At 27.2% G+C, this 14,208-nt stretch carries 15 protein-coding genes and 1 tRNA gene; 7 read left to right on the forward strand and 9 right to left on the reverse strand.

What is annotated here, in order from left to right; translation table 11 throughout:
• Positions 1-4: 4 nt before the first annotated feature.
• On the forward strand, positions 5-496 hold the full coding sequence (locus tag ACTTA0_RS00545) for an SET domain-containing protein (protein WP_262590133.1): 492 nt from the start codon (positions 5-7) through the stop codon (positions 494-496).
• On the opposite strand, the gene truA is transcribed toward ACTTA0_RS00545, so the two are convergent.
• The 5 genes from truA to ACTTA0_RS00570 are packed head-to-tail and all read right to left on the reverse strand — an operon-like array spanning position 476 to position 4,597.
• Positions 476-1,216 carry a tRNA pseudouridine(38-40) synthase TruA gene (gene truA / locus ACTTA0_RS00550; RefSeq protein ID WP_440675508.1) on the reverse strand — a complete coding sequence of 247 codons (741 nt, stop codon included), beginning with the start codon at positions 1,214-1,216 and terminating at the stop codon, positions 476-478. The genes ACTTA0_RS00545 and truA overlap by 21 nt on opposite strands.
• On the reverse strand, positions 1,217-2,137 hold the full coding sequence (gene fmt / locus ACTTA0_RS00555) for a methionyl-tRNA formyltransferase (RefSeq protein ID WP_440675509.1): 921 nt from the start codon (positions 2,135-2,137) through the stop codon (positions 1,217-1,219). It abuts the gene before it with no gap.
• A gap of 2 nt (positions 2,138-2,139) precedes the next feature.
• Positions 2,140-2,658, reverse strand: a complete 519-nt coding sequence (def, locus tag ACTTA0_RS00560) for a peptide deformylase (RefSeq protein WP_262590130.1) — start codon at positions 2,656-2,658, stop codon at positions 2,140-2,142.
• 24 nt (positions 2,659-2,682) lie between these two features.
• The gene (locus ACTTA0_RS00565; RefSeq protein ID WP_440675510.1) at positions 2,683-4,440 is read right to left on the reverse strand and encodes a hypothetical protein; all 1,758 of its coding nucleotides are present in this window, start codon (positions 4,438-4,440) and stop codon (positions 2,683-2,685) included.
• Positions 4,415-4,597, reverse strand: coding sequence for a hypothetical protein (locus ACTTA0_RS00570; RefSeq protein ID WP_075505937.1), 183 nt, complete (start codon positions 4,595-4,597; stop codon positions 4,415-4,417). The genes ACTTA0_RS00565 and ACTTA0_RS00570 overlap by 26 nt, the downstream gene beginning before the upstream one ends.
• 57 nt (positions 4,598-4,654) lie before the next feature.
• Between ACTTA0_RS00570 and ACTTA0_RS00575 the strand changes: the two genes are divergently transcribed.
• Both ACTTA0_RS00575 and aroB read left to right on the forward strand, forming a co-directional pair.
• The gene (locus tag ACTTA0_RS00575; RefSeq protein WP_440675511.1) at positions 4,655-5,167 is read left to right on the forward strand and encodes a shikimate kinase; all 513 of its coding nucleotides are present in this window, start codon (positions 4,655-4,657) and stop codon (positions 5,165-5,167) included.
• Entirely contained in the window at positions 5,154-6,257 is a 1,104-nt protein-coding gene (gene aroB / locus ACTTA0_RS00580) for a 3-dehydroquinate synthase (RefSeq protein ID WP_440675512.1), read from the forward strand. Before ACTTA0_RS00575 ends, aroB begins: the two co-directional genes overlap by 14 nt.
• Here aroB and ACTTA0_RS00585 read toward each other — a convergent pair.
• Entirely contained in the window at positions 6,249-6,509 is a 261-nt protein-coding gene (locus ACTTA0_RS00585) for a BolA family protein (protein ID WP_440672726.1), read from the reverse strand. The genes aroB and ACTTA0_RS00585 overlap by 9 nt on opposite strands.
• A gap of 17 nt (positions 6,510-6,526) precedes the next feature.
• Here ACTTA0_RS00585 and ACTTA0_RS00590 point away from each other — a divergent pair, with 17 nt between their 5' ends.
• From ACTTA0_RS00590 to ACTTA0_RS00600, 3 genes are read left to right on the forward strand one after another with little or no spacing between them, the layout of a single operon-like run.
• On the forward strand, positions 6,527-7,060 hold the full coding sequence (locus tag ACTTA0_RS00590; protein ID WP_428079254.1) for a J domain-containing protein: 534 nt from the start codon (positions 6,527-6,529) through the stop codon (positions 7,058-7,060).
• Positions 7,044-8,018 carry a cobaltochelatase subunit CobS gene (gene cobS, locus ACTTA0_RS00595; RefSeq protein ID WP_440613503.1) on the forward strand — a complete coding sequence of 325 codons (975 nt, stop codon included), beginning with the start codon at positions 7,044-7,046 and terminating at the stop codon, positions 8,016-8,018. The genes ACTTA0_RS00590 and cobS overlap by 17 nt, the downstream gene beginning before the upstream one ends.
• The gene (locus tag ACTTA0_RS00600) at positions 8,019-9,818 is read left to right on the forward strand and encodes a cobaltochelatase CobT-related protein (RefSeq protein ID WP_440675513.1); all 1,800 of its coding nucleotides are present in this window, start codon (positions 8,019-8,021) and stop codon (positions 9,816-9,818) included. It abuts the gene before it with no gap.
• On the opposite strand, the gene ACTTA0_RS00605 is transcribed toward ACTTA0_RS00600, so the two are convergent.
• On the reverse strand, positions 9,812-11,095 hold the full coding sequence (locus ACTTA0_RS00605; protein WP_440675514.1) for an ActS/PrrB/RegB family redox-sensitive histidine kinase: 1,284 nt from the start codon (positions 11,093-11,095) through the stop codon (positions 9,812-9,814). The genes ACTTA0_RS00600 and ACTTA0_RS00605 overlap by 7 nt on opposite strands.
• A gap of 2 nt (positions 11,096-11,097) precedes the next feature.
• Positions 11,098-13,161 (reverse strand): DNA gyrase subunit B, encoded by a 2,064-nt coding sequence (locus ACTTA0_RS00610; RefSeq protein ID WP_440675515.1) that lies wholly within the window; start codon positions 13,159-13,161, stop codon positions 11,098-11,100.
• 295 nt (positions 13,162-13,456) lie between these two features.
• Here ACTTA0_RS00610 and ACTTA0_RS00615 point away from each other — a divergent pair, with 295 nt between their 5' ends.
• Positions 13,457-14,113: an FkbM family methyltransferase gene (locus ACTTA0_RS00615; protein ID WP_440675516.1), complete on the forward strand. Its 657-nt coding sequence runs from the start codon at positions 13,457-13,459 to the stop codon at positions 14,111-14,113.
• 3 nt (positions 14,114-14,116) lie between these two features.
• Here the strand turns inward: ACTTA0_RS00615 and ACTTA0_RS00620 are convergent.
• Positions 14,117-14,206, reverse strand: a tRNA-Ser gene (locus tag ACTTA0_RS00620).
• Between the last annotated feature and the right edge of the window lie 2 nt (positions 14,207-14,208).

Here is a 14,208-nt window from a genome sequence, read left to right on the forward strand (position 1 = left end):
CTCAATGAAATTATATAAAATTAAAAAATCTGATATCGATAAAAAAGGTAGAGGACTTTATGCTACTAAAGATATCAAAGAAGGTACAAAGATAATCGATTACGTTGGTAAACTAATTACAAAAAAACAAACTGAAGAGTCTGATAAATATGACAATAGTAAACCAATCTATTTATTTACTATCAACAAAAGATATGACCTTGATGGAGATTTTCCATGGAATACTGCAGGATTAATTAATCATTCTTGTGACAATAATTGTGATTATGATGGTAAAGGTTTAAAAATTTGGGTTAAAGCTATTAAAGATATCAAAAAAGGTGAAGAATTTACCTGTGATTATGGTTTTGGTTATGATGAAAATTACAAACAATTTCCATGTAAGTGTAAGTCAAAAAATTGTTGTGGGTACATTGTAAGAGCAGAGTCTAGATGGCGAATAAATAAAAAATTTGCCATGAGTAATAAAAAAAATCTAATAAAAAACTCTAGATAAAAACAATCCTGTAGGTGGTGCTGGAGGGGCACACAGTGACCTTTTTTTAGACTTTAGAGCTTTGTCAAAATTTTTTAAATCCCATTTCTTTTCACCTAAATATTTTAAACAACCAACCATAGATCGTACTTGCTGTTGAAGAAAAGATTGAGATTTAAACTGAATTTCTATTTTATCATTTAAAGATTTTAATTTTACAAAATCCATCGTTCTAATTGGACTCTTAGCATTGCAACTTGAAGCCCTAAATGTTGAGAAATCTTTAGTACCAACTAATTTTTTTGCCCCTAATTTCATCAAATCTAAATCTAATTTTTTTCTTACATGCCAAACTTGATTTTTTTCAATCACGGGTGAACTTGTTCTATTTAAAATGAAATATTTATAAACTCTCTTTTTTGCAGAAAATCTTGAATGAAAGTTACTAGTTCTTTTTCTTATTTTAAGAATTGTAATATTTTCATTTTTTAAAAAGTGATTAATTGAGTTAATAAATTTATCTAAGTTCAATAATTTATTTTTTAAATCAAAATGTGCTGACTGCTCGATAGCATGAACACCAGCATCTGTCCTACCCGATCCGACTATAGTAATATTTTCTTTTAATAACTTTCTAATTTTGTCTTGAAGTATTCCTTGAATGGTTTTATTTTTTTTTTGAATTTGCCAACCTTTGTAATTTGTGCCTAAATATTCTATCAAAAGCTGATATCTAAACATTTATATATTTGAACCTTTTTTTATCTGTGAACCTTGAATAAATTCACCAATATTTTGAGGTCTTTTCCCTTGCCTCTGAATTTCCTTAATAATTATCGATTGATTATTACCACAAGCAATTTCAAGATTATCACTCAATACTAACCCTGGATTTCCTTGAGCTCTTCCAATTTGAGCTTTTAAGATTTTATATCTTTCTCCATTAAACATAAAAAATGCTCCTGGTGATGGATATAAACCGTTTATCTTACCAATAATTTTTTCAGCATTTTCATCCCAATTAATTTGACCTTCGGTTTTTTGAATTTTAGATGCATAGGTTGCATTCGAATGATCTTGTTCAATAAAATTTGCTTTACCATCTAAAATATCATCTACGTTATCTAAAATTTTTTCTGCTGCTAAGTTAGAAAGCTTTTCGCTAATTTCTAACGCATTCAAATTTTCATTAAGTTGAATTTTATAATTATTACAAACTGGTCCTGTATCTAATTTTTCAGCAATCCTCATTATACTTATTCCAGTTTCTTGATCTAAATTCATAATTGATCTTTGAATTGGTGCGGCACCTCTCCATTTAGGCAGTAATGATGCATGTATATTTATAAAACCCATTTTAGTTAAACTTAGAAATTTTTTAGGAATAATTTGTCCATAAGCAACAACTATTGCTAAGTCAGCATCTAAAGAGTTTAAAAAATTATACTCCTCTTCATTATTTAAAACTGGTGGCGTTCTATATTCTAAATTTAAAGTTTCAGAAATACCTTGTATTGGAGACTTATTAATTTTTTGTCCTCTTTTTGATTTTTGAGGTGGCTGTGTATACACACAAGAAATATTATATCCATTTTGATATAGAGATTTTAAAATTGGTACAGCGAACATGGGCGTACCCATAAAAACTAACTTTTTTGACATTTTTAAACTTCAGCAGTATTTGATTTTAATTTTGAAAGTTTCTTTATGATCATTGATTTTTTTAGTTTTGAAAGATAGTCGATAAACAATATACCTTCCAAGTGATCCATTTCATGCTGTATGCATGTTGCAAGCAATCCATCTGCCTTTAGTATTTGTTTCTTTCCATTGTAATCCAAATATTCTACCTCGCATTTACTCGGTCGATCTATTTCAGCAAATTGATTTGGTACAGATAAACATCCTTCTTCATAAGTTGCCTTAAGCGGATCTTTATTTTTTATTACAGGATTTACAAAGTATCTGGGCTCTTTTTTGTTTTCATCCTTGCTTATATCCATCACTATAATTCTTTTTGGTATACCAATCTGAATTGCTGCAAGACCAATACCATTAGCATCATACATTGTATCGAGCATATCATTCATTAATTTTTGCTCTTCGCTTCCAACGGCTTCTACAGGTTTTGATACTTGTCGAAGTAATTTGTTTGGTTCAGTAATAATCGTTCTTATCGCCATAAAATTTGCATGTTATTATAATTTTTATACTTTTAAAGGAAGAACTTTTAGTAATAGTTTATTTCTTATTAAATCCGCATTTATTTGATTTAATGTATTCGAAATTAAATAAAGTCTTTTTTCATCAATATTTTCTATTTTGTTATTACCTATTATCTCAATTAAAGACAATAAAACTGTTCCAACTTCATTTGCCTCTATCAAGTCCACTAAACTTTTATCTAGCTCATAAGGCTTTTGTGAAAATAAACTGTTATACTCGCTAGGTATTTCTACTCCGTCTGATTTCAGACTTTCTATAAAAATTATATCTTTGGTGGACAAAGTTTCATTACTAAAAATTATTCTATCAAGAAATTTTTTTAAATCTTCTTGTATTTCAGATTTTGAATAATCTCCTCTAAAATAATTTACCCACTTAGATTGATGTAAAATATTATTATTGTATTGAATTTTTTTGAACTCTGAATTCTGATTTTTTGAAAAGTTATTGTAAAAACTTAAATAATCTGAGGGAACATTATCTACTTCAATTTCGTTCAAAAAGTTATTTAGCTCTATATCAAAAGCTAATCCAATGTTGTTGTCCTCAAATAGCTGCTTCAACAATTGTAAAAATTCTAATTTTAATTCTGGTTCACTCGTCAAAAGTGCTCTTTGATAAATTAATGCTCTCGCTTCTAATGGAGATAGCAACTTGTAAGTATCAGTTGCACTTAATAATTGATCAATATTAAATTGAAATTTTTTATAATAATCAAATAAGTCTTTTTCTGAGAAAATTTTATAATTTGCAGCTTTCTCAATAATTAAGATTTTATCTTGATCATTTATGTCAATATTACTTAGATCTGGTAGTAAATTTGAATTTGATAGATATTTCCAAATTAATTGAGGTGTATTTTCATTAGGTTCATAAGAAAAATCTGGATTTGTCCTATGAGCTAAATGAAACTCAAATACTGAACTTTCAGAAACTTCTTTGGATGCTTCTTCAATATAACCAAACAGGTAATTCATTTTATTTTCAAAATATTCATCTTGAAAACCTAACTCTTTTTTAAGATCTAGAATTAATTGGGCTTCTTCATTTTTTCCATAATTAACTAAACAATATAAATTTAATTTAGATAAATATTCATCTTCAACTGGTTCTTTAATTTTTGTAAAAAATTCACAGGTCTTCTTTATATCTTTGTCTGATAAATAGTTATCTAATAAATGTCTGGTTAGTTTGGGATGAGAATTTACAATTTGATTATTAACCAAAAATTCTTCAATGAGTTCTAAATTAGAATTTTTAATTAACCAGTCAGATTTAAATTTTAAAAATTCATTTTCAGTAATATTTTGATTAGGATAATGAGCGTTAGTTAATAATGAGACTTCCATAATTTCTAATGCATCATTAGAAAGATTAATTTTCTCTAAACTGTTAAATAAATTTTTTAGCTTTTGACCATCAGAATTTGTCCACATATCAATAGTCAAACCATGTTCTTCAGGATCGTATAATCCTACTATTTTGACTTCTTTTGATATTAAATTTTCATCTAATTCTATCGAGCCAGCGTTTTTATCTGACTGCATATCAAAAACACTTATTTGATCATTATTATTTTCACCTTCAGTAATAACTGCTTCCTCAACAGTTTCATTTTCTTTTTTTTCAAGATTCCATATATCGATTGGATTATCTTCTGCGTGAATAGGATTTAAAATAATTAGAAAGCTTAAAAAAATAAAAAAGAATTTTTTACTTAACAATTTTAAAATTTTCATTTGGAATAATTTTTTCAATTTCCTTTTTAGGAGCAGGAAAATCAATTGAATTGAGAATTAAAACAACGCCAAGAACAATTACTAGTCCAAAAATAGATTTAACAACTAGTCCGATTATACTTTTTTTACCTGAACTTGTATTTTTGTTGAATTGCATATAACTTTAGTTAATTTCAAATTAAGACATATTTGTGTTTTTTCAATATTTAAACTTATGAAATCAAAAAAAAATCTAGTTTTTCTAGGTATGATGGGATCTGGTAAGAGTTCTATAGGCTCTTTAGTAGCAAAAAAATTTAAATTAAATTTTGTAGATGTAGATAAAGAAATAGAGAAAAATTTAAATACAACAATTCGAAAAATATTCGAAACAAAAGGAGAAGAATATTTTAGAAAAATTGAGGAAAAAACTACACTTAAAAAATTAAAACTTAGTTCTACAGTTGTCTCTCTTGGAGGAGGTGCTTTTGCAAATAAAAATATTAGAAATGAAGTTTTAAAAAATCATTATTCATTTTGGTTAAATTGGAATGAAAAAATTTTAGTTGAAAGAATTAAAAATAGCAAAAAAAGACCTTTAACAATTAATGCTACAGATAATGATTTAATTGATTTAATTAAAAAACGAACTAACATTTATTCTAAAGCCTTATATGAAATCAAATGTGATAATCTTACAAAAAATGAAATAGTAGGTAAAATTAAAGAAATTTATGAAACCAATTAAATTAAAAATTGAAACAAAAACACAAAAATATCCAATAATAATTGGATCAAATTTAATTACTAACCTATCAAAAATAATTAAGAGTAATTCTTTAACATTCAATCAATGTCTTCTTGTAGTTGATAAAAATGTACCAAAAAAATTTATCACTAAAATAAAAAATTCATTAAAAAAAAAGAAAATACATATATGTTTTTTTAATGCCAGTGAGACCAATAAAAACTTTAGTATTATTAATAAGATCTTAGAAATTTTATTAAATAAAAACTTTTCTAGAGATGACTGTATAATATCAATAGGTGGGGGTATTACAGGTGATGTAAGTGGTTTTGCATCTAGTATCTTTAAAAGAGGTATGAAATTTATAAATATACCAACAACACTTTTGTCCCAAGTTGACTCTTCGATTGGTGGCAAAACTGGCATAAATTCACATTACGGAAAAAACCTAATTGGTAGTTTTTATCAACCAAACTTAGTTATATCAGATGTTGATTTTCTTAAATCGCTTCCAAAAAGAGAGATTATTTGTGGATATGGTGAAATTTTAAAACATTCTCTGATAAGAGATAAAAATTTCTTTATATTTTTAAATAAGAATATGAATAAAATTACTAAACTGAGCTCTCCATTTATTGAAAAAGCAATTTATGAAAGCTGTAAAATTAAAAAAAATGTGGTTGAAAAAGACGAGAAAGAAAAAAATTTAAGAAAAGTTTTAAATTTTGGACATACATTTGGCCATGCTTATGAAGCAAGCTTAAATTACAATAAGAAATTAAATCACGGTGAAGCAGTAATCTTAGGTATAAAGACAGCATTAAGTTTTAGTTTAAATTTAAAAATGCTTAAAAAAAGTGATTACAACCTAATATTAAATCATATCAATAATTTAAATCTAGCAATATCAGTTAATAAATTTTTTACAAAAAAAGATATAAATAAAATATTATTTTTCATGACAAAGGATAAAAAAAATAAATCCCAAAAAATTAATTTGGTGCTTTTAAAAAAAATTGGGTCTCCGCAAATTAATATTGAATATCCAAAAGAAAGATTGAAAAGATTTTTTAATGATTACTTAAGATAATTGAATTTGAATTGAGTGAATAGTTTCTTTCAATTCTTTATCTAATACTTTATAAATTTTTTTATTACTTTCAATTCTGTTCATACTTTTTAACTCATCAGAAACTATATTTAACTTTAAATGATATTTACCTTCTTGATTACCTTTGTGATTTTTGTGAAGAAAAGATTTATCTTCTATATCTATACTTTGAATATTTATTTGATCTGATAATTTTTTTTTTATAATTGCAATTAATTCATTTATATCCATATAGTAATTATTATATCATGAAAAATATTTGTGACTGGAATAATTGTAATGAAATTGGTGAATATAGAGCACCAATTGAGAAAGATAATAGCAGGAAATATAGAATGCTTTGTCTAGAACATGTTAAAGAATTTAACAAAAATTGGAATTATTTTTCAGGGATGAGTGATAATCAGGTAATCAATTTTTTAAAGTCAGATATGACTTGGCATAAACCCACTCAAAATTTTAGTTCTTCAGATAATTTTTTTAAGGTCCTGTGGAACACAACATTAAAAGATGAATTTGATAAAGATAAATTCAATGGAGACTACAATCATATGCGTCAATTTAAATTTGATCATAAAGATATTAAAGCATTTGGAATATTGGGAATATCTGTAGGTTTAAAGTGGCAAAAAATACAAGAAAAATTCAAAGTGCTTGTTAAAAAATTTCACCCTGATATGAATGCCGGAAATAAAAAATACGAGGAAAAATTAAAACTGATAACTTTAGCTTACACACAGCTAAAAAACACTTATAGGGAAAAAATTGACTCCAAATCTTAACATCCAACCTGACATAAAAGTTTCTTTAAAACAATCTTTTGGAATAGATTCCGAAATGGAAGTAGATGCATTTTCAAAAAAAAATGAATATGTGCCTGAAATAGATAAAAACTATAAATTTGATAGAGATACTACACTTGCAATCATTTCAGGATTTGCGTTCAATAAAAGAGTATTGGTACAAGGATATCATGGTACTGGAAAATCAACACACATAGAGCAAATAGCTGCAAGACTAAACTGGCCGTGTATTCGAGTAAATTTAGACAGTCATGTTAGTCGAATAGATTTAATAGGTAAGGATGCAATTGTTCTTAAAGATGGAAAACAAGTGACACAGTTTAATGAGGGTATTCTGCCATGGTCAATTCAAAATCCAGTTGCTTTAGTATTTGATGAGTATGACGCTGGAAGACCTGATGTTATGTTCGTTATTCAAAGAGTGTTGGAGGCTGAAGGAAATTTCACACTACTAGATAAAAACAAAGTAATTAGTCAAAATAAGTATTTCAGGTTATTTGCTACATCTAATACAGTTGGGCTTGGTGATACTACTGGACTTTATCACGGAACACAGCAGATTAACCAAGGGCAAATGGATAGATGGAATATTGTAACAACATTAAACTATCTAAGCCTAGATAGAGAAATGGATATAGTTTTATCAAAGAATAAAAATTTAAATAATGCTAAGGGAAAAGAAAAAGTTGCTAATATGATTAAAGTAGCATCCTTAACTAGAAAAGGTTTTATTGCTGGAGATATATCTACTGTAATGAGCCCAAGAACAGTTCTTCATTGGGCTGAAAATTCTGAAATTTTTAAAGATACTGGATATGCTTTTAGAGTAACCTTTTTAAATAAGTGCGATGATATCGAGAAAAATACAATCGCAGAATATTATCAAAGATGTTTTGGTGAAGAATTGCCTGAGTCTTTGATCAATATTCAAATCTAAATGAGCAATAAAGAAACAAATTTAAAAGAAAAATTTAGAATTGCTTTATCTTCAACAGCAAAAGTTATCGCAGATGATATTGATATAAACAATAAATCTTCTGAAGATAAAAAGACTAAAGATATTTCGTCTTTTGAAATAAATGATCTAACTAGTCCAAGTGATTTTATAAAATTAAGGGCTGAAACAGACTCTACAGCACTTAAAAAAAGGTTTTCTAATGAAAAAATTTACAGAAAAAATTTGCCTTCAAATACTTCCTCTAGATCTTTATATAATATAGCTGAAAAGATTAGATATGAAGCCCTAGGAGGCAAAATGTTGAAAGGAATTCAAAAAAATTTTTCTGAAAACTATTCACAAATAATTAATCGTAAAAGAAAAGATCAGCTTAAAACAAAAGAAGACGTTCCTGTTGCTGAAGCATTTGAGCTATATATGCTTAAAAATTTTCATAATATAGACCTAAATCCTTTAACATCTAGAATGCTTAATTTCTGGGAAAAAGATTTTGAGCAATCAATTAAGAAGCATAAAGAATTTTTATTAAATAATTTAGAAAATCAAAATACATATAGTTCTAAATTTTCTGAAATACTTGAAGAAATGGATATTTTTCAAAGTGATGAGGAAGACCAAGAAGAGGAAGAAAATCAAGATCAAGGTCAAGACAATCCCTCAAATGATGACCAAAATAAAGAGAATGAAGATAGCAAAGATGAAAATGATGAACAGCAAACAGAAGCTTCTGTTGATGCTGATTATAGTATTGACGAGTTTAATTTGGATGAGCAGTTGTCTGATATTGAGTCTGATGAACAAAACTCTGAGCAGGTAATTCAAAAAAAAATTGATAATTTAAATCTTGATTACAAAATATTTACTACACAATACGATGAAGTTGTTAAAGCTGAAAATCTAGAAAATGCAGATGAGGCTACTAAACTTAGAAAAAATTTAGATCAACAGTTAATTGGTTTCCAAGATGTAATTACTAAGTTAGCTAATAAACTTCAAAGACAATTACTTGCAAAACAAAATAGAGCTTGGGAATTTGATTTAGAAGAAGGCTTACTTGATAGTTCAAAGTTACCAAGAATAATAATGGATCCATATAATTCTTTGTCATTTAAGAAAGAAAAGGATCTAGACTTTAAAGATACAGTTGTAACTTTGCTTATTGATAATTCTGGTTCTATGAGAGGAAGACCAATAACGATTGCTGCTATTTGTGCAGATATTCTCTCAAGAACACTCGAAAGATGTTCGGTCAAAGTAGAGATTTTAGGATTTACTACAAAAAACTGGAAAGGTGGACAGAGTAGAGAATTTTGGACTAAAAATTCAAAACCAAAAACACCTGGGAGACTTAACGACCTAAGACATATAATTTATAAAGGTGCTGATACACATTGGAGACAGGCAAAAAATAATTTAGGTCTGATGTTAAAAGAGGGTTTGTTAAAAGAAAATATTGATGGTGAAGCTATATCTTGGGCTTACAACAGGATTAAAAAAAGAAAAGAAGAAAGAAAAATTTTAATGGTAATTTCTGATGGAGCTCCAGTTGACGACTCAACGCTTTCAGTAAATTCAGGAGACTTTTTAGAAAAACATTTAAAGAAAATGGTCAAATTTATTGAGAATAAATCTGATATTGAAATTTTAGCGATTGGTATTGGCCATGATGTTTCGAGATATTATGATAGAGCTATAAAAATTACCGATGTAAATGAATTAGGTGATGTGATGATATCTCAACTAAGCTCTTTGTTCGAAACAAAGAAAAAATTTCATTGAATATTAAATAAATCTTTATTTCTCCATTTAATTATCACTTCAGCACCAGATCTTGTTTTAGAGTTTCTACATATTACAGAAGCAAAATTTTTTTCTAACAATGTTTTTCCTATAAACAAACCTAAACCAAGTCCTGTTTTTGATCTATCTTGAGGATTATTTGATTTTAAATACGGTTCTCCTATTTTTGACAAAATATCTTTTGGATAACCTGGACCATCATCCTCAACACTTATTTCGGTAAATTCACTATCACTCTTTAAATTTATAAATATATTTTCATCAGAAAATTTATTAGCATTACCTATAAAATTTCTTAGTCCATAAACAATTTCTATAGATTTAACTATTTTTTTTGAGTTAGAATCTTGATCAAAATTAAAGATAAATTTCTTTGTACTTATCTCTTTAAATGAATTTAAAATTTCATTTAAATAATCTCTTATAGAAATGTCCTTATCAATAAATTCATCTTCTTCATCTGGATTTAGAGTTAATTTTTTTAATATTTCATTACATCTTTCAACCTGACTAGATAATAAACTTATATCTTTTTCCACATCTTTGTTACCTTCAAATTGTTTTAGTAACTCTTGGGTAATTATTTTTATTGTAGAAAGTGGTGTTCCCAAAGAATGAGCAGCTGCAGCGGCTTGACCACCCAAGGACAATAGTTCGTGTTCTTTGGCCATTACTTCTTCCATTTTTGTAAGAGCTTCTTTTCTTAACCTAGATTGAGTTCCAAATGTCATTGCAAAATAATTTAAAAAAACAAGAGCAATAATCAAAGCAATCGGGATAGAGTAATAATAATAAGGGCTTACATGAAAATGATCCCCAAGTGGAGAAGGTAATTCTGTTGAATAAAAAGTTAAAAATATAATTGATAAGACTGTTAACAATACAAGCATAGTATTTGTTCTAAAACTTAAATTGGATGATGAAAATACACTTGGAATAATTATAAAAATAACAAATGGATTAAGAATTCCACCTGACAAGTACAGTAAAATAGCTAATTGCAAAATATCAATAACTAAAAAAATGAAAGCTGATCTGTCTGATAATTGAGTTTTTTTATAAATAAAAATTAAGTAAAAATTACTTATGATACCAATAAATATAATTAGATTAGAAGTTATAAAGTCAAATTTAAAATCTAATACAAAGTATACAAAATTAACTGCAATTAACTGTCCAATTATGCCAATCCATCTTAAGGTAATATAAGTAGATTTTTTGAATGAATGGTGTTTTGAAGTTTCAAAAAACTTCATTTTTAAATATCAAGATTTTTTACATTGATAGCATTTGAGACTATGAAATCTTTTCTTAACGCAACATCACTTCCCATTAGTGTATGGATAAGACTTTGATCTTTTTTAAGATCTTTAGAGTACTGCACTTGAAGCAAATTTCTAGTTTCAGGGTCTAAAGTTGTATTCCACAACTCTTCTGGGTTCATTTCACCAAGTCCCTTGAACCTTTGTATATTCATTTTTGATTTTTCTAAATCTAAAGAATTATAATATTCTTTTGAGCCTTTTTTTATTTTTTTTAATTCTTTGTTATTATTTACGATATAATCCTCTAATTCTTTTTCATCTTTAATATAAATCCCTTTTGAACCTTTATTAATTTTAAACAATGGTGGTTGAGCTAAATAAACATGACCATTTTCAATTAATTTATTAAATGGTTTGTTATTAAAAAAAGTTAACAACAATGCTCTTATGTGAGAACCATCAACATCGGCATCGGTCATTATAATTATTTTACCATATCTTAAATCTTTTAAATCTATTTCCTGAGATTTAGGATCAAGTCCAAGTGCATTAATTAATGTTACTATCTCATTTGAAGATATCATTTTTGCAAGAGCTTTGGTTCTTAGATCAGAACCATTACCATTGCCATTACCATTTTTTTTTAAATTTATGTCCTCTACATAAGTGTTTAAAATTTTACCTCTTAGAGGCAAAACAGCTTGATTTGCTCTATTTCTTCCTTGTTTAGCAGAACCACCTGCTGAGTCTCCCTCAACTATAAACAACTCTGTACCCTCTTGTTTTCCTATCTGACAATCAGCCAATTTTCCTGGTAATCCACTTAACTCAAGGGCTCCTTTTCTTCTTACATTTTCTCTAGCTTTTCTTGCAACATCTCTTGCCATAGCTGCTTGAATAACTTTAGCTAAAACAATTTTGGCAATCGATGGATTTTGATCAAACCAAATTGATAATTTTTCATTTACCAAAGTTTCAACAATCATTCTTACCTCGGACGAAACTAACTTGTCTTTGGTTTGTGAAGAAAACTTAGGATCAGGGATTTTAGTTGAAAGCACACACGTTAAGCCCTCTTTAATGTCATCTCCTGAAATAGCTAATTTATTCTTTTTTAATAAATTATTTTCATTGGCATATTTGTTTATGACTCTTGTAAGAGCGCTTCTGAAACCCAATAAATGGGTTCCACCATCTTTTTGATAAATATTATTTGTGTATGGAAATATATCTTCTGCATAACCAGCATTCCATTTTAATGAACACTCTATTTCAATGTTATTCTTTTTGCCCTCAATGTAAATTGGTTTTCGAAATAAATCATTACCATTTTTATTTTGTAGTTTTTCTCTTTTCTCATCTAAAAAATCTACAAATTCCAAAACACCGCCATCATATTTAAACTCAGATGTTTTTTCTTTTTTTTGACTAGCATCAGTAAAAATTATTTTGATACCTTTGTTTAAGAAGGCTAACTCTCTCATCCTTTTAATTAAAATATTTGCACTAAATTTAATTGATGAGAATATATCTTTTGAAGGTAAAAATGTTATTTGAGTACCTGTATTTTTTGATTTTCCAATTACTTTTAATGGAAATTTTACTTCACCATTTTTAAATTCTATAAAATGTTTTTTTCCGTCTCTATTTATTTCTAATTCCAGTTTTTCTGATAATGCATTAACAACTGAAACACCGACTCCATGTAACCCACCAGAAACTTTATAAGAGTCATGATCAAACTTACCACCAGCATGAAGTTGAGTCATAATTACCTCAGCTGCAGATTTTTTTTCCCCTTTATGCATGTCGACAGGGATACCTCTTCCGTCATCATTTACAGTAATTGTTCCATCAGCATTAATTTTTACATTAATATTTTTACAATGACCTGCTAATGCCTCATCTATGGAATTGTCTACAACCTCATAAACCATATGATGCAAGCCAGTACCATCATCAGTATCTCCTATATACATCCCTGGTCTTTTTCTAACTGCCTCAAGACCTTTTAAAACTTTAATCGAATCTGCTTGGTAATTATTTTTATTTGTCATTTTTTTAATTTTTTGGAAAAATTAATTATATCATTTTTTAATAATTATTGTTGGTAAATAACAACTTTTGTCGAAAAAAAGCTTTTAAAATACATTTAAAAACAATGAGATTTTGCATATTTAAAGTCCTCAAATCATTGATATATGATTTTACCAATAAAAAAGAAATATTTTAATGATATTCAGGAAAATTCTTAAACTCCCAATTTTAAAAAGACTTATACCAAGTGTACTGATCAGATTATTAAAAATTTTAAATAAAAATAGAGGGTATTTTAAAATTAAAAATACTAAAATGTTTCTAGATTTTCTAGATCCAATAGATAGAGAATTAATATTACATAATGAATTTGAAAGTTTGGAAATTAATTATCTAATTGAAAAAATTAATATCAATAAAATAAATTTTTTTTTAGATATTGGAGCTAATTGTGGTTACTATTCTTTAACAATCGGAAAAAATGTCGAAAATATTTCTATTTTAGCCTTTGAGCCTAACAAAGAAGCTTTTTATAAATTTTCAAAATCATTAGATATAAATTCTGATTTATCAAAAAAAATTAATTTAAATAATTTTGGATTATCTAATGTTTCAAAGAAGCTAAAGATGCAAACAATGGTTAAATTTGGATATCAACAAACTGGCGGTGCGGGCGTAACGAATAATGATACTAATTTAAAAAATGATAGCAGTTTTTTTGCGGACTTTAAAATTGGTGATGAATATTTAAATTTGAGAGATGAAAAATTATCCTTAAAAATTGATGTAGAGGGACATGAATTAAATGTTTTAGAAGGTTTAAATAAGACTCTTTCGAATAATAAATGTATTTTACAAATTGAAATTTTTGAAAAAAATTTTAATTCAGTTAACAATTATCTGTCATCTTTGGGTTACAAAAAAATTTTTGAAATAAAAAATAGATCTAATTTTTTTTATAATAATTTTTAATTATGGTGGAGAGAATGGGATTCGAACCCATGAAAGAATTGCTCCTTTACACGCTTTCCAAGCGTGCGCCTTCAACCACTCGGCCACCTCTCCGG

The organism is Candidatus Pelagibacter sp. HIMB1593 (genome assembly GCF_052047755.1).
Taxonomy (GTDB): domain Bacteria; phylum Pseudomonadota; class Alphaproteobacteria; order Pelagibacterales; family Pelagibacteraceae; genus Pelagibacter.